General features: G+C 63.2%; 19 protein-coding genes and 1 pseudogene. 11 read left to right on the top strand and 9 right to left on the bottom strand.

Going from position 1 to position 21,441, the window contains the following annotated elements; genetic code table 11:
- The first annotated feature begins 113 nt into the window (after window positions 1-113).
- The 5 genes from QKW60_RS07275 to QKW60_RS07255 all read left to right on the top strand — a co-directional run bounded on the left by QKW60_RS07275 (window position 114) and on the right by QKW60_RS07255 (window position 5,257).
- On the top strand, window positions 114-1,361 hold the full coding sequence (locus tag QKW60_RS07275; RefSeq protein ID WP_282367597.1) for an NAD(P)/FAD-dependent oxidoreductase: 1,248 nt from the start codon (window positions 114-116) through the stop codon (window positions 1,359-1,361).
- A gap of 54 nt (window positions 1,362-1,415) precedes the next feature.
- Window positions 1,416-2,381: a TRAP transporter substrate-binding protein gene (locus tag QKW60_RS07270; protein WP_282367595.1), complete on the top strand. Its 966-nt coding sequence runs from the start codon at window positions 1,416-1,418 to the stop codon at window positions 2,379-2,381.
- A 127-nt stretch (window positions 2,382-2,508) separates the two neighbouring features.
- Window positions 2,509-2,979, top strand: a complete 471-nt coding sequence (locus QKW60_RS07265) for a TRAP transporter small permease (protein ID WP_282367789.1) — start codon at window positions 2,509-2,511, stop codon at window positions 2,977-2,979.
- Window positions 2,980-2,988: 9 nt separating this feature from the next.
- The gene (locus QKW60_RS07260; RefSeq protein ID WP_282367594.1) at window positions 2,989-4,305 is read left to right on the top strand and encodes a TRAP transporter large permease; all 1,317 of its coding nucleotides are present in this window, start codon (window positions 2,989-2,991) and stop codon (window positions 4,303-4,305) included.
- 10 nt (window positions 4,306-4,315) lie between these two features.
- The gene (locus tag QKW60_RS07255; protein WP_282367593.1) at window positions 4,316-5,257 is read left to right on the top strand and encodes a hypothetical protein; all 942 of its coding nucleotides are present in this window, start codon (window positions 4,316-4,318) and stop codon (window positions 5,255-5,257) included.
- 14 nt (window positions 5,258-5,271) lie between these two features.
- On the opposite strand, the gene argE is transcribed toward QKW60_RS07255, so the two are convergent.
- The 6 genes from argE to QKW60_RS07225 all read right to left on the bottom strand — a co-directional run bounded on the left by argE (window position 5,272) and on the right by QKW60_RS07225 (window position 10,855).
- A complete protein-coding gene (argE, locus tag QKW60_RS07250; RefSeq protein ID WP_282367592.1) occupies window positions 5,272-6,420 on the bottom strand; it encodes an acetylornithine deacetylase in 1,149 nt (382 codons plus the stop codon).
- Window positions 6,417-7,364 carry a LysR family transcriptional regulator gene (locus QKW60_RS07245; RefSeq protein WP_282367591.1) on the bottom strand — a complete coding sequence of 316 codons (948 nt, stop codon included), beginning with the start codon at window positions 7,362-7,364 and terminating at the stop codon, window positions 6,417-6,419. Before QKW60_RS07245 ends, argE begins: the two co-directional genes overlap by 4 nt.
- Window positions 7,365-7,466: 102 nt before the next feature.
- Window positions 7,467-8,141 (bottom strand): DUF1028 domain-containing protein, encoded by a 675-nt coding sequence (locus QKW60_RS07240; RefSeq protein ID WP_282367590.1) that lies wholly within the window; start codon window positions 8,139-8,141, stop codon window positions 7,467-7,469.
- A complete protein-coding gene (locus QKW60_RS07235; RefSeq protein ID WP_263740709.1) occupies window positions 8,138-8,563 on the bottom strand; it encodes a RidA family protein in 426 nt (141 codons plus the stop codon). Before QKW60_RS07235 ends, QKW60_RS07240 begins: the two co-directional genes overlap by 4 nt.
- A 13-nt stretch (window positions 8,564-8,576) precedes the next feature.
- Window positions 8,577-9,728 carry an aromatic ring-hydroxylating oxygenase subunit alpha gene (locus QKW60_RS07230; protein WP_282367587.1) on the bottom strand — a complete coding sequence of 384 codons (1,152 nt, stop codon included), beginning with the start codon at window positions 9,726-9,728 and terminating at the stop codon, window positions 8,577-8,579.
- Window positions 9,725-10,855 carry an aromatic ring-hydroxylating oxygenase subunit alpha gene (locus QKW60_RS07225; protein WP_282367788.1) on the bottom strand — a complete coding sequence of 377 codons (1,131 nt, stop codon included), beginning with the start codon at window positions 10,853-10,855 and terminating at the stop codon, window positions 9,725-9,727. The genes QKW60_RS07230 and QKW60_RS07225 overlap by 4 nt, the downstream gene beginning before the upstream one ends.
- Window positions 10,856-11,107: 252 nt before the next feature.
- On the opposite strand from QKW60_RS07225, the gene QKW60_RS07220 reads away from it, so the two are divergent.
- The 3 genes and pseudogenes from QKW60_RS07220 to QKW60_RS07210 all read left to right on the top strand — a co-directional run.
- Window positions 11,108-12,382 carry a flavin-containing monooxygenase gene (locus QKW60_RS07220; RefSeq protein WP_282367586.1) on the top strand — a complete coding sequence of 425 codons (1,275 nt, stop codon included), beginning with the start codon at window positions 11,108-11,110 and terminating at the stop codon, window positions 12,380-12,382.
- Between the two features lie 284 nt (window positions 12,383-12,666).
- Complete coding sequence (locus QKW60_RS07215; RefSeq protein ID WP_282367584.1) at window positions 12,667-13,506, top strand: ABC transporter ATP-binding protein; 840 nt, start codon at window positions 12,667-12,669, stop codon at window positions 13,504-13,506.
- Window positions 13,416-14,108: pseudogene (locus QKW60_RS07210) on the top strand (extracellular solute-binding protein); the annotation flags it as partial. The gene QKW60_RS07215 and the pseudogene QKW60_RS07210, both read left to right, overlap by 91 nt.
- Before the next feature lie 179 nt (window positions 14,109-14,287).
- Here QKW60_RS07210 and choV read toward each other — a convergent pair.
- The 3 genes from choV to choX form a co-directional block, all read right to left on the bottom strand.
- Window positions 14,288-15,340 (bottom strand): choline ABC transporter ATP-binding protein, encoded by a 1,053-nt coding sequence (gene choV, locus QKW60_RS07205; protein ID WP_282367583.1) that lies wholly within the window; start codon window positions 15,338-15,340, stop codon window positions 14,288-14,290.
- Entirely contained in the window at window positions 15,340-16,188 is an 849-nt protein-coding gene (choW, locus tag QKW60_RS07200) for a choline ABC transporter permease subunit (RefSeq protein WP_282367582.1), read from the bottom strand. Before choW ends, choV begins: the two co-directional genes overlap by 1 nt.
- A 125-nt stretch (window positions 16,189-16,313) precedes the next feature.
- Complete coding sequence (gene choX / locus QKW60_RS07195; RefSeq protein WP_282367580.1) at window positions 16,314-17,252, bottom strand: choline ABC transporter substrate-binding protein; 939 nt, start codon at window positions 17,250-17,252, stop codon at window positions 16,314-16,316.
- A gap of 222 nt (window positions 17,253-17,474) precedes the next feature.
- Between choX and betI the strand changes: the two genes are divergently transcribed.
- From betI to betA, 3 genes are all read left to right on the top strand, one after another.
- A complete protein-coding gene (betI, locus tag QKW60_RS07190; RefSeq protein WP_282367578.1) occupies window positions 17,475-18,053 on the top strand; it encodes a choline-binding transcriptional repressor BetI in 579 nt (192 codons plus the stop codon).
- Window positions 18,050-19,504 (top strand): betaine-aldehyde dehydrogenase, encoded by a 1,455-nt coding sequence (betB, locus tag QKW60_RS07185; protein ID WP_282367576.1) that lies wholly within the window; start codon window positions 18,050-18,052, stop codon window positions 19,502-19,504. Before betI ends, betB begins: the two co-directional genes overlap by 4 nt.
- 128 nt (window positions 19,505-19,632) lie before the next feature.
- A complete protein-coding gene (gene betA / locus QKW60_RS07180) occupies window positions 19,633-21,288 on the top strand; it encodes a choline dehydrogenase (protein ID WP_282367787.1) in 1,656 nt (551 codons plus the stop codon).
- Window positions 21,289-21,441 lie beyond the last annotated feature (153 nt).

Here is a 21,441-nt window from a genome sequence, read left to right as displayed (position 1 = left end):
CTGCCAAGCATGGACGCTTTTGACAGGATGATCATTGGCCCGCAGGCGCAACGCGCTGTAACGCAGGCCGGGCGGGTCCGCGACGAAGACGTCCAGCCAAGGGGGCGGACGGTATGAGCGCCGGATCGACAGTCGCCATAATCGGCGCAGGCATCGTCGGTGTTTCGACCGCGATCTGGCTGCAACGGGGCGGGCACCGGGTGATCCTGATCGACCGCAAGGGGCCGGGCGAGGGCACGAGCCATGGCAATGGCGGGGTGCTTGCCTCCTGCTCCATCGTGCCGGTGACGGTGCCGGGTCTGTTGCGCAAAGCGCCGCGAATGCTCTTTGATCCGAACCAGCCCCTGTTCCTGAAATGGGGCTATCTGCCGAAACTCGCGCCATGGCTCATCAGTTACCTTGGTCATGCCAATGCCGACGCCGTGCGACGCCGGGCGGCGGCGATGGCCCCGATCATCGGTGACAGCCTTGCCGAGCATCAGGCCTTGTCGAAGGGGACGGGGGCCGAGAAATGGCTGCATCCGGCGGATTACCTTTTTCTGTACAACGACCGGGCGCATTACGAGGGCGACGCCTTTGGCTGGTCGGTTCGGGCCGAGCACGGCATCGAGTGGGATCTTCTGGAAGGCGAGGCGTTCCGTGCCTATGACCCGGCCTATTCGCCCGCCTTGGGATGCGCCGCGCGGTTGAAAGACCATGGCCGCATCGCGGACCCCGGCCGGTATGTGAAGGACCTTGCCGCCCATGCCGAGGCCGAGGGTGCGCGGCTGGTCATCGGCGAAGTCACTGATATCGTGCGGGAAAAAGGCTGCGTGACCGGCGTTCGGGTCGGGGGCGAGACCATCGCCTGCGACGCTGCGGTTCTCGCGACCGGGGTCTGGTCGAAACCCATCGCCGAAAAGCTGGGCCTGAAGGTGCCGCTGGAAGCCGAGCGCGGTTATCATCTGGAATTGTGGGAGCCGAACATCATACCACGCTCGCCGGTGATGGTGGCCTCGGGCAAGTTCGTCGTCACGCCGATGGAGGGGCGCTTGCGGCTGGCAGGCATTGTCGAGTTCGGCGGGCTGGACGCGCCGCCCTCTCGCGCGCCTTTCCGGTTACTGGAACGCTCGATCCGCGCGGCGATCCCGGGGATCGCGTGGAAAGAGACGGTGGAATGGATGGGGCATCGTCCCTCGCTCAGCGATTCCACGCCTGTCATCGGCGCGGTGCCGGGCATCAAAGGGGCCTTCCTCGGTTTCGGCCATGACCATGTCGGGCTGACCGGTGGGCCGAAGACGGGCCGCATCCTTGCGCAGCTCATTGCCGGCACGGCCCCGAATATAAACCTTGCGCCCTATGCGCCTGACCGCTTTCAATAACACCGGACAAAGAAGCCAAAGGAACGACCACAACAATCAATCAGGGAGAACGAGATGAAAAAACTGACCTATCTGCTCGCCGCGACGGCGCTTTCCGCTACCGGTGCTGCCGCCGAGACATGGGACATGCCGATGGCCTATCCGGCCACGAACTATCACACAGAGAATGGCGTGACCTTTGCCCAATGCGTGACGGAAGGCACAGGCGGGGCGCTGGAGATCGTGGTCCACCCGAACGGCTCGCTCTTCTCGGGCAGCGATATCAAGCGCGCGGTGCAGACCGGGCAGGCCCCGATCGGCGAGCGTCTCCTTTCGGCCCATGCCAATGAAAACCCGATGTTCGGAGTGGATTCGATCCCCTTCCTCGCGACCTCCTTCGATGACAGCAACAAGCTGGCCGCAGCCGCAAAGGACGCGATTGTCGCGGCGCTGGATGAACAGAACCTCGTCTATGTCTATTCCGTGCCGTGGCCGCCGCAGGGCTTCTACTTCAAGAAAGAGGTCAATGCGGTTGCCGACATGGCGGGCGTGAAGTTCCGCGCCTACAATGCCGCGACCGCGCGCATTGCCGAACTTGCGGGCATGACGCCCGTGCAGATCGAGGCGGCGGAGCTTAGTCAGGCGCTTGCCACGGGCGTTGCGGAAAGCTTCATCTCCTCGGGCTCGACCGGCGTCGATTCCAAGGTCTGGGAGAGCCTCACGCATTTCTATGACGTGCAGGCCTGGTTGCCGCGCAACACGATCTTCGTGAACAAGGACAGCTTCAACGGGCTCGACGATGCGGGCAAGGCTGCGATCATGGATTGCGGTGCGCAGGCCGCTTCCTCGGGCGAGGCGCGGGCGCGCGAACTGACGGCGCAGTATCTGGCGACGCTGGCTGAGAACGGCATGACCGTGTCCGAGCCTTCGGCCGAACTCAAGGACGGGCTCAAGGGTCTTGGTGCCACGATGACCGAAGAGTGGATTGCCGCCGCCGGTGACGCCGGCAAAGCCGTGGTCGACGCCTATATGGCCCAGTAACAGGGCATGGGTGGTGCCGGGTAAAGGCCCAGCACCACCCGCGACGGAGGATATCCAAGTGGATCAATCACCCCGTACCGGCGTGTTGCGCCGGGCGCTCGACCGGCTTTATGACGCTTCGGCTGCGATGGCCGCACTTTGCCTTGTCGCAATGCTGGGCGTGATCGTGGTGCAGATGATCGCGCGCTGGTCATCCTTCACCTTCCCGGGGGCCACGGATTATGCGGGCTACCTGATGGCGGCGGCCTCGTTCCTCGCCTTCGCCGGAGCGCTCAATTCCGGTGCCCATATCCGCGTGGGCCTGTTCCTCAACGCGCTCGGGGAACGCCGGTACTGGGGCGAGCTCTGGTGCCTGCTGGTCGGCACGGCGGCCACCCTCTTCCTGTCGTGGTACGCGATCCGGCTGGTCTACTGGTCGTGGAAGCTGAACGATGTCAGCCAGGGGCAGGACGCGACGCCCTTGTGGATCGTGCAGATCCCGGTCGCATTCGGGGCGGGCCTGCTGGCTGTGGCCTTCGTCGACAACCTGATCACGCTAATCCTGACCGGGCGCGACAATATCCGTGACAATGTCGCGGTTCAGAGCCACGCGGAATAGGGGGCGGGAATGGCACAGGAATTCTGGCCTCTGGCGATCTTTCTTTTCACGCTCTTTATGCTTCTTGGGTCGGGCGTCTGGATTGGCCTGGCGCTCTTGGGCGTCGCCTTCGTGGGAATGGAGCTGTTCACCACCCGGCCCGTCGGCGACGCGATGATGACGACGATCTGGCGGTCCTCCTCCTCATGGTCGCTGACCGCCTTGCCCCTTTTCATCTGGATGGGTGAGATCCTTTACCGAACCCGGCTGTCCGAGGACATGTTCCGCGGTCTTTCACCGTGGATGGCACGGCTGCCCGGGGGGCTTTTGCACACCAACGTGGTGGGCTGCACCGTCTTCGCCGCCGTCTCCGGCTCATCGGCGGCGACGCTGACCACGGTCGGTAAGATGTCGATCCCCGAACTGATGAAGCGCAACTATCCTGAGCCGATGGTGATCGGCACGCTTGCCGGGGCAGCGACGCTGGGGCTGATGATCCCGCCGTCGCTGACACTGATCGTCTATGGGGTGACGATCAACGAAAGCATCTCAAAGCTGTTCATGGCGGGTATCCTGCCGGGCCTAGTGCTGGCCGCGATGTTCATGGGCTATATCGCGATCTATTCGCGCCTGTCCTCCCGGTTTGAACCGACACCCGAACCGGAAACGACGCTGGCCGAAAAATTAAAGAATTCCCGCTTCCTGATCCCGGTTCTTCTGCTGATCACCCTTGTCATCGGGTCGATGTATCTCGGCTTCGCCACCGCGACCGAGGCCGCGACCTTCGGGGTGCTGGGCGCGATGGCGCTGGCGGCAGCACAGGGGTCGCTCAACTGGCAGAGCCTGAAGGATAGCCTGATGGGAGCCACGCGCACCTCGGCGATGATCGCGCTGATCCTTGCGGGCGCGGCGTTCCTCTCCTTGTCGATGGGGTTCACCGGCCTGCCGCGCGCACTGGCCACATGGATCGGGTCGCTGGGGCTGACCAGACTGGAACTTCTGATGGCGCTTCTCGTCTTCTACATCGTGCTTGGTTGTTTCCTCGACGGTATTTCGTCGGTCGTGCTGACAATGGCGGTGGTGGAACCGATGATCCGTCAGGCGGGCATCGACATCATCTGGTTCGGCATCTTCATCGTCGTGGTGGTCGAGATGGCGCAGATCACGCCGCCGATCGGCTTCAATCTCTTCGTGCTGCAGGGCATGACGGGGCATGAGATGAACTTCATCGCTAAGGCGGCGATCCCGATGTTCCTGATCATGGTGGTGATGGTCTTTGTCCTGATCACCTTCCCCGGGCTTGCGACGTGGCTGCCTGAGAACATCATCCAGCGACCCGGCGGATGAGGCGGCAGGGGTGAACGCGGTCGTCGCGGGGCTGGGTCTTGCCGCAAAGCATGGGCGACTGTTCCTGATCCTCGGCCTGCTGGCCGGGGCCTTGCTGCCGGGGCTGGCGCAGGCGATGAAGCCTTGGCTGCGGGATCTGGTGGCGCTTCTCTTGTTTCTCGCCGCATTGCGGGTCGGGCCGGGGCGGCTTGCCGGGTCGCTGCAAAGAACGCTGCCGGCAGTTCTCACGGTGCTGATCTACCAGCTTGTCCTGCCGCTATTGGCGGTTGGCATCGCCCATGCGGCGGGTATCGCGACGACGCCTGCCGCGCTGGCGGTGGTCTTGGTCCTCAGCGCTGCCTCGATTGCTGGAAGCCCCAACCTCGCAATCCTCTCGGGCGCCGACCCTGCGCCGGCCTTCCGGCTGCTGATCGTGGGCACGGCCTTGCTGCCGCTGACCGTCATACCGGTCTTTCACCTGATGCCCGCGCTGGGGCGGGGGGCGGAGGTGCTGTTGCCTGCCGCGCGGCTTCTGATGGTTATTGCCGTGGCGGCCCTTGCCGCATTCGCCTTGCGCAAGACTGTGCTCGTCAATCCCGGCCCTGCGGGAATGGCCGCGCTCGACGGGGCGTCGGCGCTGGCGATGGCGGTGGTCGTCGTCGGATTGATGTCGGCCATCGGCCCTGCATTGCGCACGGCGCCTGACGTGCTTCTTGGCTGGCTCGCGCTCGCTTTTGTGGTGAATATCGGCGGTCAGGTCCTTGCAGCCTTTGCGCTGGGGCGGTGCGGGGTGGGCCACGATCTGCCATCGCTGGCGATTGTCGCGGGCAATCGGAACATCGCGCTTTTCCTGATCGCGCTGCCGCCCTCTGTGACCGATCAGGTGCTGATGTTCATCGGCTGTTACCAGATTCCGATGTACACGACGCCCCTTCTCTTGTCGGGGTTCTACAGGTGGATGGCGCGGGGCTGACCGGGACCCGGTAGTCAGGTCAGGGTGCCGACGGCCCGGTCCAGCATGGCCTTGCAGGCGCTCAACTGCGATAGCTCGATATATTCGTCCGGCTTGTGGCCCTGACCGGCCATGGAGCCGGGACCGCAGACGACGGTCGGGATGCCAAGCGCGCCGATGACGCCCGCCTCCGTCCCGAAGGCCACCTTGGTGATGCCCGCCACCGGAGAAAGGTCGCAGGCAAGCCGCACCGCCTGCGCATCCGCCGCGATCTCCAGCCCGGGATAGGCGTTCAGGCGTTCGATGGCGATGGCGGTCCCGTCCCATTGCCCGGCATAGGATGCGGCAATGCTTTCTGCCATCTTTTCGATGCGCGACAACACGGCCGCGTCGCCATCGGCGGGAAGGTAGCGGTATTCGAAGATAACCTCGGCCCGGTCCGGCACGATGTTCAGCGCGGTGCCGCCGGTCATGCGACCGGCGTGAAGGGTCGTATAGGGCACATCATAAGCCGCGTCCCGCGCGCCGTTCGCCTCGAACCATGCCTGAACCCCGCGCAGACCGGTCACGAAGTCACTGGCCAGATGCAGGGCGTTGACGAAATGCGGGGCGAGGGCAGAATGGCCGCTTTGGCCGGTGCAGCGCGCCTTGAGCGCGGCCTTGCCCTTGTGGCCCGTGGCGACCAGCATTCCCGTCGGCTCGCCCACGATACAGAGCCGTTGCGGCCTCAGCAGGGTTTTAAGCTCTGGAAGCATTTCCTTAATGCCGACGCAGCCGATTTCCTCATCGTAGGAAAAGAGGAGCGTGAGAGGTCGGGTGAGGTCCGCGCGGGCGGCGGTGTCGGCGGCATCGAGCATGCAGGCCAGAAAGCCCTTCATGTCGGTCGTGCCGCGCCCGAAGAGACGGTCGCCCTCGCGGGTCAGCGCGAAAGGGGGACGCGTCCAGTTCTGCCCTTCGGCGGGAACGACATCGGTGTGGCCGGACAGGAGAATACCGTCCTCCCGGTCCGGACCGAACCGGGCGATCAACCCGCATTTGTCGCTTCTCGTGCCGCTGATCCGGCGGGTTTCGGCACCCCTTTCGCGGCAGAAGGCCTCGACAAACCCGATCAGCGCAAGGTTGGACCGGGCACTGATCGTGTCGAACGCGATAAGCCGGTCGAGCGTTTCGAGAACAAGTTTCAAGGCGCGTTCTCCCCGACCGGTTTCAGGCTCAGCCCGGGGATCTGGCCCGCCGCATGGGCGGTGCGGCAATGGTCGATGAAGGCGCGGATGATATTGGCGTTCGCCGCATCGGGCGTCGTCAGGATGCCGACATTGATCGGCCGCACCTGTCCCGACAGGGGAACGAAGCGCAGCGGTTTTCCGTCAGGCGCGAGGTCGTTCAGCGGTCGGACATTGGCAATGGAATAGCCGAAGCCGTTCGCCACGAGGCTGCGCATGACGGCGAAATCACGGGTGCGTTCGGCGATATTGGGCTTCAGCCCCGCGCGGGAGAAGAAGGCGAGGAAATAGTCTGAGCTGATTGGCAGATCGAGAAGGACCATGGGGTAGGGGACAAGATCGGCCACCTCGACCGAGCCGCGCGTGGCCAGCGGATGGCCCGCGTCGAAGATCGCGTAGGGCGGCAGCGATGTGATCGTCTGAAACCTCAGATCCGCCGGTAGATCGAGATCATAGGTCAGGGCGACGTCAATCTCGGCCCGCCGGAGCTTGCTGAAGATCTCGGACTGGTTCAGCTCGGTCTGCCCGATCCGCACGTCCGGGTAGAGCCGTTCGAACGAGGCCCGAAGAGCCGGTACGACGACCTGCGCGAAGGTCAGAAGACAGCCCAGAGCCAGTGGCCCGCGCACGCTGCCCGCGATGTCGCCCGCGAGATCGACAAGCTGTTCGGCGTCGGAAAGCACCCGCTGGGCCTGTGTCATCAACTGCCGGCCCGCAAGCGTCAGCGACAGCCCCTGCGCATGCTGGCGAACGAAGAGCGGCAGGCCGAGTTCCTTTTCAAGCTGGTTGATGGCGGCGGAGATCGACGGTGACGACACGTTCACCTTGGCTGCGGCCAGCGCGATGCTGCCGCTTTCGCCGACGGCAACGAAGTATTCCAGCTGCCGCAATGTGAATCTCAGCATCGTGATTCCGGGGCCCGGGTAAGATTTCCGTTCGCCGGGACAGGTTGGGCCGACTGCGGCAAGATTATCAAGGGAAGAGAGGGAAAGTTCCCGTTTCCTGGATCATTCGTCGCCCGGCACGCCGTAGGACGGGGCCGCACGGGGATCGAGCGCGCGCTGCACATAGGCGTCAAGCTGGGGCTTGTAGACGTCCCATGCGGTGGCGACGGCTTCGATCGGGCAGTCCTCGGTCCAGTCGCAGCGCAGGTCGGCGACGGGCCAGGCGACCTTGTCGACCAGCTTCATGCCCGCCGAATGGACCGGCCCGGCCTCGCCCCCGGCGGCAAGGCCAGCGCGCATCGCCGCGATCAGCCGGTCACCGAGATGGCCCTTGGCCGACAGGAACCCATCGACGATGGCCTGCGGCACGCTGTCGTTGGCCAGAAGATTGCCGCCCGAGGCGACATTCGGCCCCATGGCTTGCGTCCAGATGCCCAGCGAATTCGGCCCGGAATGGATTGCCGTCATCCCGGTCCGGTCCACGGCCAGAACCTGCCGGTACTCGATGAAGGCCCCGCGCCGTTTCACCTCGGCCACAGATTCGGCTGCGCTGAGACCACTTTCCATCAGATCGAGCGCCAGAGGCCCGAGCGTCGGGTCGGTGACGTTCTGCGAGGCGACGGCCCCCACGCCTGCGCGGGCATAGGAACAGCGCGCGGCGACAGCGGGCGAGGACGAGGAAATCGCGACCCCGAACATACCGGTCATCTCGCAGCGGGCGACGAGCGAGAAGGTCATGGCGCCTCATCCGGGATCACGGCAGTGCCGTCGATCTCGACCAGCCAGTCGGGCCGGGCGAGCGCCGAGACGACGAGCCCGGTGGAGACCGGATGTACGCCCTTAAGATATTCGCCCATCGTGCGATAGACCGCCTCGCGGTGGCGGACATCGGTGATGTAGACGACGACCTTCACCAGATGCTCCATCCGTCCGCCGCATTCCTCGATCAGTTGCCTGATGTTCTGCATCACCTTGTGGGTCTGCTCCACGGGATCGTGGCTCTCGATATTCTTCGCGGTGTCCAGATCCTGCGGGCACTGGCCACGCAGGTAGATGGTGCGCCCGCCTTGGGTGACCACCGCCTGACAGAGGTCGTTGTCGAGCTTCTGTTCGGGATAGGTATCCTTGGTGTTGAACTTGCGGTGGCGGTAATGCGCCATTTAGGGCTCCTTGTCAGGTCGGATTGGCCGGGGTCAGTGCCCCCGCAAGATAAAGGTGAAAGTCGCGGATTGTCCCTTCGAAATTCTCGCCCGCCAAGGGCCCGGGATCGGCACGGGAGGACCCAAGAGCCTGTTGCAGCTTTTCGAGCTTCTCCCGGTCCTCGCGGTTGACCTCGGTCCAGAGCGCGATGCGCTGCGCGATTGTGTCCGCATCCAGATCGTCACCATAGACCGAGAGAGTCCACTTAACATGAACGCAATCCACGCTGACGGGTTGCAGGCTGAGCGACGCGAGAAGGCTCGCGGCCTGACTGGCGACCTGCGTCGGGAAGACGTTGAACAGGAACGAGCGTTGGCGCTGGCGGTCATCAAGCCCCGGCGCGCCCTTGCCCCGGCTGGGGATTCCGTCAGGGTAATTCGCATTGTAGCTGGTGAAGGCCGGGGCGGACGGCCCCTTGGTGCACAATTCGGTCGGGGTATAACCCCGCAGGGTCTGCGGATGGACGACCGACAGGTGATAGCCTTCCATGAAATTCTCGACGAGGCATTTCCAGTTGCACTGCCAGTCCTCTTCGGCTGAATGCACGATGCGGAAGCTGCCCGTCTCATAGGGCGCCAGCGTCTCGGCCAGCGGCTGAAGCTGTTCCGCGAGTGGGCGGGGTGTGTCGGCAAGGCTGACATAGAGGAAGCCCTGCCAGATCTCGCAGGCAAACTCCGCCAGCCGGCAATTGGCCCGGTCGAAACCGGCATTGTCCATATGGGCCGCGCGCAGGAGGCCGCCGTCGCGGCCATAGCTCCAGGCGTGATACGAACAGATCAGCCGTTTGACGTTCCCCCGCCCCTCGGCCAGAAGCATGCCCCGGTGGCGGCAGACATTGGCGAAGACCCGGATCACCGCGTCATCGCCGCGCATCACGATCAGCGGCTCGCCCAGAAGCCGGGCCGCGAAGTAATCGCCCGGTTCGGGGATTTCATCGGCGCGGCCGAGGCAATGCCAGCCGTCCCGCAGAACCGTCGCCTTCTCCAGTTCGAAGAGGTCTGGCGAGGTGTAATAGGCCCCGTGCAGGCCCATCGGCCGGTCGGCAGGCAGGGCCGCCGTCAGCCGCAGCCCGTCGAGCAACCCCGGCAACCGCCCGTGCCGGTCGGGAAGGGAATGTGCGGTCATGGCGCGACTTTCGAGACGAGATAGGTGGCGAAGTCGTAGTTTGGCCGTTCCAGATGCGACAGGTGGCCGGGCCGGGCGAGGTGGGAGGAAAGCCCGCGAAACACCTTCTCGGTACAGCCGCGATCCTCGACATTCACATCGTCCAGCAGGGCCTTCAGATCTCTGAAATTCTGCTGCGCGTCGGGGTCGTCCTTATAGTCGTCCGACATGCCGCCGCCGAAGCGGATATGAACCTGCCCCGGCCCTTTTGGATGCAGCGAGAGATACCAGAAATAGCCCGGCGTCAGCGTGATCAGCAGCGATGGGTAGATCGCCAGCAGATAGGTCGTGCGCCGCTCGTCCCCCTTCAGGCGGGTATTCGACGGATGCGCCATGGCGATGCGCAGGGACGGGTCCTTCAGGATCGTGTGGTAGTTGAAGGCGGGCAGGCCCGGCGGGCAGACCATCTCATCGAGCTTCGAGAGCCCGCCGATCGTGCCCGCATGGCAGACCGGCAGGTGATAGCTTTCCATGAAATTCTCGGCCAGAACCTTCCAGTTCGTGTCCCAGATATGTTCTTCGAAGAAGGCCTCGGTGTAATGGGTCATGTCATAACCCGCGACCAGCTTTTCCACATCCGCCAGCTGCTCGGCCACGGGCACGGCCGCGGGGTTCAGCGAGACGAAGACCCAGCCCAGCCATTCCTCGCAGCGGACCTGCGGCAGCCGGTAGGCGTCGCGGCAGAAGCCCTCGTTCCGCGTCATGGCCGGGGCCCCGCGCAGGCGACCGTCGAGATTGTAGGTCCATGCGTGATAGGGGCAGACGATGGAGCGGGTATTGCCACGGCCGGACAAGAGGGTGGACATGCGATGCAGGCACACATTGGATTGCGCGCGCAGCCGCCCCTCTTGATCGCGAAGGACGACGATCGGCTGACCCGCCAGGTCGCAGGTCAGGTAATCGCCGGCCCCCGGCAGGCTGTCGGCGCGTCCGACGCAGTACCATTCCTTGGAAAATATGTGCTCGATCTCAAGGTCGAGGAAGCTTTGCGTCCTGTAGACCTCGGGCGGCATTGCGGTCGCCTGTTCGAACGACCGGTTGGTCGCCGCGCGCAAGAGCGCCACGACCTCTGGCCCGTTTCCGTCCATCGCCATGTCCCGTTCTCCGCGCAGAGTCGTTCCCCTTGCAGGATCGGGTGGCACGCGCCGGTCGGAAAGTACGGACTTTCTCAGCAGGGATTAGGCGTTTCCTAATAAGGCCGGGCCTTCGGGCGCGTAAGGCTTTAGGCAATGCCTAATCAATGCTGTGGCATTCCGTATTTTTCAGTGGTCCGGCGATCTGTCTAAGGTCCATCACCCGAGCCTGCGCGAAACTATGGGCTGAAACAGGACACAAAGCCAATGATAACGGAAAACGTCGATGTGGTGGTCGTCGGTGGCGGCCAGGCCGGGATCGCGATGAGCGAACATCTCGGCGCGCATGGCATTGGCCATGTGGTTCTTGAACGCAGCCGCATCGCGGAACGCTGGCGCAGCGAAAGGTGGGATTCGCTCGTGGCCAACGGTCCTGCCTGGCACGACCGCTTTCCGGGCATGGAATTTACGAAGCATGACCCGGATGAGTTCGTTCCAAAAGAGGCCGTCGCCGACTATTTCGAGGCCTATGCAAGCAAGATCGGCGCGCCGGTCCGTTGCGGGGTCGAGGTGACGCGGGTCCGCAAAGTCGAAGGCAAGAGCGGATTCGAGGTGGAGACATCGGAAGGCACCCTGCAAGCGGGTCATGTCGTCGCCGCGACCGGGCCGTTTCAGGTGCCGGTCATTCCCAGCCTGATCCCGTCGGATGCAGCGGTGATGCAGATCCACTCCGCCGCCTATCGTAACCCGTCGCAATTGCCCGATGGTGCGGTGATGGTGGTCGGGGCGGGGTCTTCCGGGGCGCAAATCGCCGAGGAATTGATGGCGGCCGGGCGCAAGGTCTATCTGTCCGTCGGACCGCATGACCGGACGCCACGCAGCTATCGCGGCCGGGATTTCGTCTGGTGGCTGGGTGTGCTTGGCAAATGGGACCTGCAGACACCGGCCCCCGGCACGGAGCATGTCACCGTCGCGATCAGCGGTGCGAATGGCGGTCAGACCGTGGATTTCCGGCGTTTTGCGGCGTCGGGCATTACGCTTGTCGGCCGGACGGCAGCCTATGAGGACGGCGTCCTGCGGTTTTCCGACGACCTGAGGCGTAATATCGAACAGGGTGACCGGAACTACCTGTCGGTTCTCGATGAAGCCGACGCCTATGTCGCGCGTCACGGGCTGGACTTTCCGCCTGACCCAGCCGCGCGGGATATCCGGCCCGATCCGGACTGCCTGACCAATCCTATCCGCGAGCTTGATCTGGCGGGGGCAGGGATAACGTCGGTGATCTGGGCGACCGGATTTGCGCGTGATTATGGGTGGCTGCAGGTCGATGCGTTTGACGAAAACGGTCAGCCCGACCACCGGCGTGGTGTTTCGACGGAACCAGGCGTCTATTTCCTCGGGCTGCCCTGGCTGTCCCGGCGCGGATCGTCCTTCATCTGGGGCGTCTGGCATGACGCACGGTTCATCGCCGACCAGATTGCGATCCAACTGGCCTACGCCGCCTATCGCCCCATGAACCGCTCCGAGGCGGTGAACGGATAGATTAACGACGCTACTTTCGAGATTCCCTGCAGGGGCCGACATATCCCGCACTCAAATTCTGCGGGGTTTGGGCGTCTGACGCGGTTCGCGCCCGCAAGGCGGCCGGTCCATCTGAACATCGCGACGTCCGACGCCGAAATTGCACGTCCCAACATAATCTAACGGAAATCTTGCATAGATTCGGAAGACATAGCCGAGTGAACGGCATGGGGCAGGACGTGAGCACAGATACCGCAATTGACGCTCGCAACGTTGGCAAGATCTAAGGGGCGGGCGCCGGCGCGGTGACTGCGCTCGGCGATGTGTCGATCGCCATTGCCAAAGGTGAGTTTTTCACACTTCTGGGTCCATCCGGGTGCGGCAAGACGACGTTGCTTCGGTGCATTGCAGGGTTTGAGACCCCGACATCGGGGGCGATTTTCCTGTCCGGGCAGGACATCACCTATACGCCGCCCAATCAGCGTCCGGTGAACACGGTGTTCCAGTCCTACGCCCTGTTTCCCCATCTGACCGTCGCGCAGAATGTCGGCTTCGGGCTCAAGATGCTGGGAAAGCCCGCCGCTGAAGTGACGAGCGCGGTCGAGCGTGTCCTTGCATTGGTCAAGCTCGAGGATTTCGCAAACCGCCTGCCGCAGCAATTGTCCGACGGACAGCAGCAACGGGTGGCGCTGGCGCCGGAACCGCAGGTTCTGCTGCTGGACGAACCGCTCTCGGCGCTCGATCTCAAGTTGCGCAAGGAGATGCAGAGCGAGCTGAAGCGACTTCAGGCGGAGACTGGGGTTACATTCATCTTCGCCACACACGATCAGGAAGAGGCGCTGACGATGTCGAACCGCATCGGCGTCATGTCGGCCGGCGCGCTTTTGCAGGTAGGTACGCCGCACGAAATCTATGAACGTCGGGTCAACCGGTTTGTCGCCGATTTTATTGGCGAAACGGTCTTTCTGGATGGGACGGTCAAGTCTGGCCAGATCCGTATCGGAACGGGCGATCTGCTTGCGGTCGCGCCGGACGGGCATCACGGAACGGTCACGCTTGCGATCCGGCCCGGAAGTATTCGGTGCCGTGGCAGTGGGGTTCGGTGGGGATCGCCGTTAACACCAGTGTCTATTCCGGTGACGTGAACACATCTGAACTGTTCATGGATCCGCCACCGGAACTGGAGGGCAAGATCAACGTCGTGCCGGAGATGACGGATGTCATTAATATGGCGATCTTCAATATTGGAGGCGAGGCCTGCACAGAAGACCTCGAACTGCTGAAGAAGGTCCGCGACAAGATGATGGCGGCCAAGCCGAAATGGCTGTCGATGGACTACGGCACGACCGACAAGCTGTCTTCGGGCGACTATGCGGCCTCGGTGAACTGGAACGGATCCACGATGCGCGCCCGGATCAACAATCCGGACGTCGTCTATGGCTATCCCAAAGAGGGCTATCCGTTGTTCATGGATTCGGTCGCCCTGCTGTCGGACGCGCAGAACGTCGATGAAGCCTACCAGTTCATCAACTTCATCCTCGATCCTGAAAATGCCGCGATGATCTCAAGCTTTGCACGCTATGCAAACGGTGTCGCCGGGTCCGAGGAATTCATGCCCGAAGACATGAAGACCGCACCCGAGATTGTAACGCCGGCAGAGTTTGCGGCGGGCGGGCAATTCCTGCCGACATGCCCGCAGTCAGCGACCGATCTTTATACCGCGATCTGGACTGAACTGCTCAAGTAACGCATTGAATGCGGGGCCGTGTTGCGGCCCCGCATTTCTCCACCGCCCGACATGCACCGGGGCGGGCAGCGGCGAGTGAACGCGAAACGCTGTGTCACGACACCCGCGCATCGTTTGTTGGCGACCGGACTACTCCTCCGACCTGACGGCAGAAAGGACAGGCTAAGACCTGTAACGGCTCAGCCGCGCGGGTCGAGCAACCGACCGATCACGCTTTCCCGCGTGATGCGTCCAAGTGTCTTGCCGCCATCGGTCACGGCGAGGGCAGGGACCTCGCGCAGGCGCTCCATCACATCGCGTACAGGCGCTTCCGGGTCGACCTCTGGCGTGTTCGGGGCGCGGACCGTCACGGGTTCCATGATGTCCGAGGCGCGCAGAACGCCAAGCGGGTTCATATGCGCCACGAAGTCGGCCACGTAGTCGGACACCGGATTGGCGATGATCTCGCGCGCGGTGCCGCATTGCACGATCCGACCTCCCTCCATCAGCGCGATACGGTTGCCGATCTTGAAGGCCTCGTCCAGATCGTGGCTGACGAAGATGATCGTGCGGTGAAGCTTTTCCTGCAACTCCAACAATTCGTCCTGCAACCGCGTCCGAATCAGCGGATCGAGGGCCGAGAAGGGTTCGTCCATCAGAAGGATCGGTGCCTCGGTCGCAAAGGCGCGGGCAAGGCCGACGCGCTGCTGCATTCCACCCGACAGCTCACCCACCTTGCGCTCGGCCCAGTCCGAGAGGCCCACAAGCGCAAGCTGTTCGTCGACCTTCGCCTGCCGGACTGCGGCCGACTGGCCGCCCAGTTCAAGTCCGAGGCCCACATTCTCGCGCACCGTCCGCCAGGGCAGAAGACCGAATTGCTGGAAGACCATGGCCACGCATTCGCGGCGCACCTTGAGAAGGTCGGGCACCGATGCTGCGCCCACTTCGCAACTCCAGCCGTCATCATGGATCGTGACCGACCCCCGGCAGACCGGGTTGAGCCCGTTCACCGCGCGCAGAAGTGTCGATTTGCCCGAACCGGAAAGACCCATAAGTACAAGGATTTCGCCCTTGGCCACGGTCAGCGAACAATCATGAACGCCGAGGACCTGTCCCGTTTCCTTCTGGATATCCGAGCGGCTCATGCCCTGATCCATCATCGGCAGGGCGCGTTCGGGATGGTCACCGAACACGATATTGACCTTGTCGAACTCGACGGCGATGCCGGTTCCGTTCTGTATTTCCGCGCCCATCACATATCCCCCCGCCGCAGCATCCGGTCGAGCACGATGGCCACGACCACGATGACGAAACCGCTTTCAAAACCAAGTGCGGTGTTTACCGATTGCAGCGCCCGCATGACCGGCACGCCAAGGCCGCTGGCGCCCACCAGCGCCGCGATGACGACCATCGACAACGACAGCATGATGGTCTGGTTCAGCCCCGCCATGATCTGCGGGAAGGCGTAAGGCAATTCAGCCTTCCACAGGACCTGACTTTTGGTGGCACCGAAGGCGGTCAGTGCTTCGGTCAGCGCCTTGGGCGTCGAGGAGACGCCAAGATGCGTCAACCGGATCGGCGCGGGCAGGACGAAGACCACGGTCGCCAAGAGGCCCGGCACCATGCCGAGACCGAAGAAGATGATCGCCGGGATCAGGTAGACGAAGGTCGGCAACGTCTGCATCAGGTCTAGGATCGGCTGCATCGCGGTGTAAAGCCGGGGTCGGTGCGCCGCGGCGATGCCGATGGGCACGCCCACGGCCATGCAGACGATGCACGAGGACAGGATCAGCGTCATGCTCTGCATCGTCTCGTCCCAGTAGCCCTGATTGAGGATGAAGAGAAAGCCGAGCAAGACCAGAAGGCACGTCTTCCAGCTGCGCTGCACGAGCCAGGTGATGCCGACGAAAATCGCCACGATGAACAGCGGATGCGGCGTCTCGAGGAGCCAGAGGATGCCATTGATCATCCCATCCATGACATCCGAGATAAGCCGGAAGGCCGGTTTCAGATTGTCCTTCATCCAGTCGAAGAGGGTCTTGGCGACCTTTCCGACAGGAATCTTGTAGTTCTCTAGCCAGAGATATTCGAGCCATTCCATTTCTCATCCCCCGAAGGCACGTGCGGCCCGGAAAGCCGCCTCTTCATTATTTTTGTTGTCGGCATTTCCCCTCTCCGCCGCAGGGAGGGTGGCGGAGAGGGGGTCGCGCGAGCTGGGCGGTGGCGTCAGTTCAGCGCGTCTTGCACGGCGGCCATCGCGTCGCCGCCATCTTTCGTCGTCACCCCGTCAAGCCAGGGGCCGAGCACATCGGAATTGGCCGCGAGCCAAGCCTTGGCCGCATCCTCCGGCGCTTCGCCATCATTCAGGATCGCGCCCATGATCTCGTTTTCCATGGCCAGCGTGAAGCTGAGGTTGGTGAGCAGTTTGCCCGTGTTCGGGCATTCGCCGACATAGCCTGCGCGGGTATTGGTGAAGACCTCGGCGCCGCCGTAGTTCGGGCCGAAGACATCGTCGCCACCTGACAGGTAGGTGAGTTCGAAATTGGCGTTCATCGGATGCGGTTCCCAGCCGAGGAAGACGATCGGCTTGCCGTCACTGTCGGCATTGCCGACCTGCGCCAGCATCCCCTGTTCAGAGCTTTCGATCACTTCGAAGCCCTCAAGGCCGAACTGGTTTGCCGCGATCATGTCAATGATCAGGCGGTTACCGTCATTGCCCGGCTCGATCCCGTAGATCTTGCCCTCTAGCGCATCTTTCTGCGCGGCGATCGCGGCAAAGTCGGTGATGCCGAGGTCGGCGCCGGCCTTGTTGGTGGCCAGCGTGTACTTCGCGCCTTCGAGGTTGCGTCCGATGGTCTCAACGGTGCCTGCCTCGCGATAGGGCGCGATATCGGCCTCCATCGTCGGCATCCAGTTGCCGAGGAACACGTCGATATCGCCTTCGGCAAGGCCGGTATAGGTGACGGGCACCGACAGGACCTTGACGTCCGTGTCGTAGCCGAGCGCCCCGAGGATCGTCGTCGTGACCGCGGTCGTGGCGGTGATATCGGTCCAGCCCACATCCGAGAAGGTTACGGTGTCGCAGCCGGCGGCGAAGGCCGGGACGGCGGCGGTCAGCGCGGCCGAAGCCAGCAAGGTCGCCCGCAGGGTCTTGGTGAAGGTCATTGGTTGCTCCCTGTTTTCTTGATTGACGAGTCAATAAACTTACAATTCACCGTTTCTGGCAAGGGTTTTTTTCTTCCTTGCCGAGAATCCGGCGTTTTGTGGCTCTGAGCCTAGTCGAGGGAAGGGGATTCTGAAAGAAACGACGTCACCGGGTCGATTTTTCTTGATTGACGAGTCAATAAAAGGTCGGATAGCGAGTGAATCGTTAGAAGGGGGCGAGTCATGCCGAAAGTTGGGATGGAGCCGATTCGCAAGGCGGCTTTGGTCAAGGCGACGATCACCGAGATCGGCCGTACCGGCTCGCTCGACGTGACGGTCAGCCAGATCGCGAAACGCGCAGGCATGTCCTCGGCGCTCGCCCATCACTATTTCGGGTCAAAGGAACAGATATTCCTGGCCGCGATGCGCCATGTCCTGACGCTCTATGGGGCCGAGGTGCGGGGCGCGCTGGCTGCCGCTGATGACGAGCGTGGCCGCATCAACGGTATCATCCGGGCGAGCTTCACCACATCGAACTTCCGGCGCGAAGTGATCGGCGCCTGGCTGAACTTTTACGTATTGGCCCAGCAGCAGGAAGAGGCCGCGCGGCTTCTGCAGGTCTATCAGCGGCGGATGCAGTCGAACCTCGTACATGCGCTGAAACGCTTGGTCGGCGACCGTGCCGAGGCGCTTGCGGGCGGTATCGGCGCGATGATCGACGGGGTCTATATCCGCGAGGCGCTGAAACATGGCACGCCCGACGGGGCCGCCGCGGCCGCCATCGTCACCGACTATCTCGACCGCGAACTGGAGGCCCGATGAAGGCGCAACCGACAGCCAGCCATTTCGTCGATGGCGCCTATCTGGAAGACACTGCGGGCGCGGTGATCGACGTTGTCTATCCTGCGACGGGCGAGGTGATCGCCCGACTGCATGAAGCGACACCAGCGATCATCGATCGCGCGTTGACCTCGGCTGAGCGCGCACAGAAGGACTGGGCCGCGCGCCAGCCCGTCGAACGCGCCCGCATCCTGCGTCGCGCCGCCGACATGATGCGCGAACGGAACCGGGAATTGTCGGAGCTGGAAACGCTCGACACCGGCAAGCCTTTGCAGGAAACGCTGGTGGCCGATGCGACGTCGGGGGCCGATGCGCTGGAATACTTCGCAGGTTTGGCGCCGACCGTTACTGGCGAAACGATCCCGCTTGGCCGCGATTTCGTCTACACGATCCGCGAGCCTTTGGGGGTCTGCGTCGGCATCGGTGCCTGGAATTATCCGACCCAGATCGCGTGCTGGAAAGGCGCGCCTGCCTTGGCGCTCGGCAATGCGATGGTCTTCAAGCCATCTGAAGTGACACCTCTATCTGCATTGAAAGTGGCGGAAATTCTGGTTGAGGCCGGGTTACCCGCAGGACTCTATAACGTCGTCCAGGGGCGTGGCGCTGTTGGGGGTGCGCTGATCTCGGACCCGCGCGTGGCGAAGGTCTCGCTGACCGGATCGGTCGAAACCGGCAAGAAGGTCTATGCCACGGCCGCTGCCGGAATGCGGCATGTGACGATGGAACTGGGCGGCAAGTCGCCGCTGATCGTCTTTGACGACGCCGATATCGAGGATGCGGTGGGCGGCGCGATGCTGGGGAACTTCTATTCCTCGGGGCAGGTCTGTTCCAATGGCACCCGTGTCTTTGTTCAGAAGGGGATCAAGGAGCAGTTCCTTGCCCGGCTGAAGGAGCGCACGCAGGCGATCCGTCTGGGCGATCCTCTGGACGAGGAGACGCAGATGGGGCCCTTGGTGTCCGAGGCGCAGCTTGAGAAGGTGCTGGGTTATGTTCGCAAAGGGCAGGAAGAGGGCGCGCGGCTGATCACCGGCGGCGGGCGCGGCCCGGTCAATTCCGGCTTCTATCTGGAACCGACCGTCTTTGCCGATGTCACGGACGAGATGACCATCGCACGGGAAGAGATCTTTGGTCCGGTGATGGCGGTACTGGATTTCGAAGATGAGGAAGAGGCTGTAACCCGCGCCAATGCAACGGAATTCGGCCTGTCGGCGGGAATCTTTACCCGTGATCTGACCCGCGCGCATCGGGTGATCGCGGAGCTTCAGGCCGGGTCCTGCTGGATCAATGCCTATAACCTCGCGCCCGTTGAGGCGCCTTTTGGCGGGGTGAAACAATCCGGTGTGGGGCGCGAAAACTCCAAGGCTGCGATCGAGCACTACAGTCAGGTGAAGTCGGTCTATGTCGGCATGGGCGCGGTCGAAGCGCCCTACTGAGAGGTCAGGTCGACGGCCCGGCCCGCGCACCGGCCACCCACCCGCGCGGCCCGGGCCGTCGGGTGGAGATGTCTAGAACGGAAGGAATGAGGGTGGCGGTGTTCACCCGGGATGAAGTGGAGACGATGATGGAAGCCGATTATGTCGTTGTAGGTGCCGGGTCCGGTGGCTGCGCCATGGCCTATCGGCTAGCCGAGGCGGGTAAATCCGTGATCGTCATCGAACATGGTGGAACCGATGCAGGGCCCTTCATCCAGATGCCGGGTGCGCTCTCCTATCCGATGAACATGTCGCTCTATGACTGGGGGTTCCAGTCAGAGCCCGAGCCGAATCTGAACAATCGGAAACTGGCCACGCCGCGCGGCAAGGTGATCGGCGGGTCGTCCTCGATCAACGGCATGGTCTTTGTGCGGGGTCACGCCAAGGATTTCGACCACTGGGCCGAGGCGGGGGCCTCGGGCTGGTCCTATGCCGATGTCCTGCCCTATTATCGGCGGATGGAGACCTGGCATGGCGGCAACGGGACCGCCAGCGAATTCAGGGGCCGCTCCGGCCCCCTCCATGTTTCGCGTGGGCCGCGCAAGAACCCTTTGTTCCATGCCTTTGTCGAGGCCGGGCGGCAGGCGGGCTATGAGGTCACCGAGGATTATAACGGCGAAAAACAGGAGGGGTTCGGGCCCTTCGAGGCGACGATCCACAAGGGCCAGCGCTGGTCGGCGGCAAACGCTTATCTGAAACCCGCGCTGAAGCGCGAAAACTGCACTCTGGTCCGGGCTTTTGCCCGCAAGGTGGTGATCCGCGAGGGCAGGGCGGTCGGGGTCGAGGTGGAACGGTCAGGCCGGGTCGAGGTGATTTCGGCCCGCGCCGAGGTGATCCTCGCCGCCTCGTCGATCAATACGCCGAAACTGTTGATGTTGTCGGGAATCGGGCCTTCGGCGCATCTGGCGGAACACGGGATTGATGTTGTCGCGGATCGCAAAGGTGTGGGTGCCAACCTGCAGGATCACCTTGAAATCTATATGCAATTCGCCTCCAAACAGCCGATCACGCTTTATAAATACTGGAACCTCTGGGGCAAGGCTTTCGTGGGTGCGCAGTGGCTCTTTACCCGCACGGGTCTCGGTGCCTCGAACCAATTCGAAAGCTGCGCCTTCATCCGGTCGGACAAGGGCGTCGACTACCCCGACATCCAGTACCATTTCCTGCCGATCGCCGTGCGCTATGACGGTAAGGCAGCGGCCGAGGGGCATGGGTTTCAGGCCCATACCGGGCCGATGCGGTCGAAATCCCGCGGCGCCATCACGCTCAGGTCCGCCGATCCGAGGGAAGCGCCGGTCATCCGCTTCAACTACATGTCGCATCCCGACGACTGGGAAGAATTCCGCAAATGCGTGCGCCTGACGCGCGAGATCTTTGGGCAGGAGGCCTTTGAGCCCTTCGTCAAGCATGAGATCCAGCCCGGACAAGGCATTGAAAGCGATGACGAAATCGACGCTTTCATCCGCGAGCATGCGGAAAGCGCCTATCACCCCTGTGGCACCGCGAAGATGGGGTGCAGGGATGATCCGATGACGGTGGTCGACCCGGAATGCCGGGTGATCGGGGTTGAGGGGCTGCGTGTCGCGGACAGCTCGATCTTCCCGCGCATCACCAATGGCAACCTTAACGCGCCCTCGATCATGGTGGGCGAGAAGGCCGCCGATCACGTGCTGGGCAGGGGTATGCTGGCGCCTGCCAATTCCGAGCCGTGGAATTCTCCGCGCTGGAAAACCGCGCAGCGCTGAGCGCTGGCCTGCGTCACGTTCCCGTCCCGCATCCGTCTGGCATCCGTCCCGACAGATGTCGGGCAGGGCGGGGGCTTGCGCGAAACCCGGCCACCGCCAAGATGCGCGGATTGCGCCTGCCACCCGTTCCGTTACCATCGGTGAAAAGAACAA

It is taken from the genome of Albidovulum aestuarii (assembly GCF_029961185.1).
Lineage (GTDB): Bacteria > Pseudomonadota > Alphaproteobacteria > Rhodobacterales > Rhodobacteraceae > Albidovulum > Albidovulum aestuarii.
This window is presented reverse-complemented; position numbering and strand designations above follow the sequence as displayed.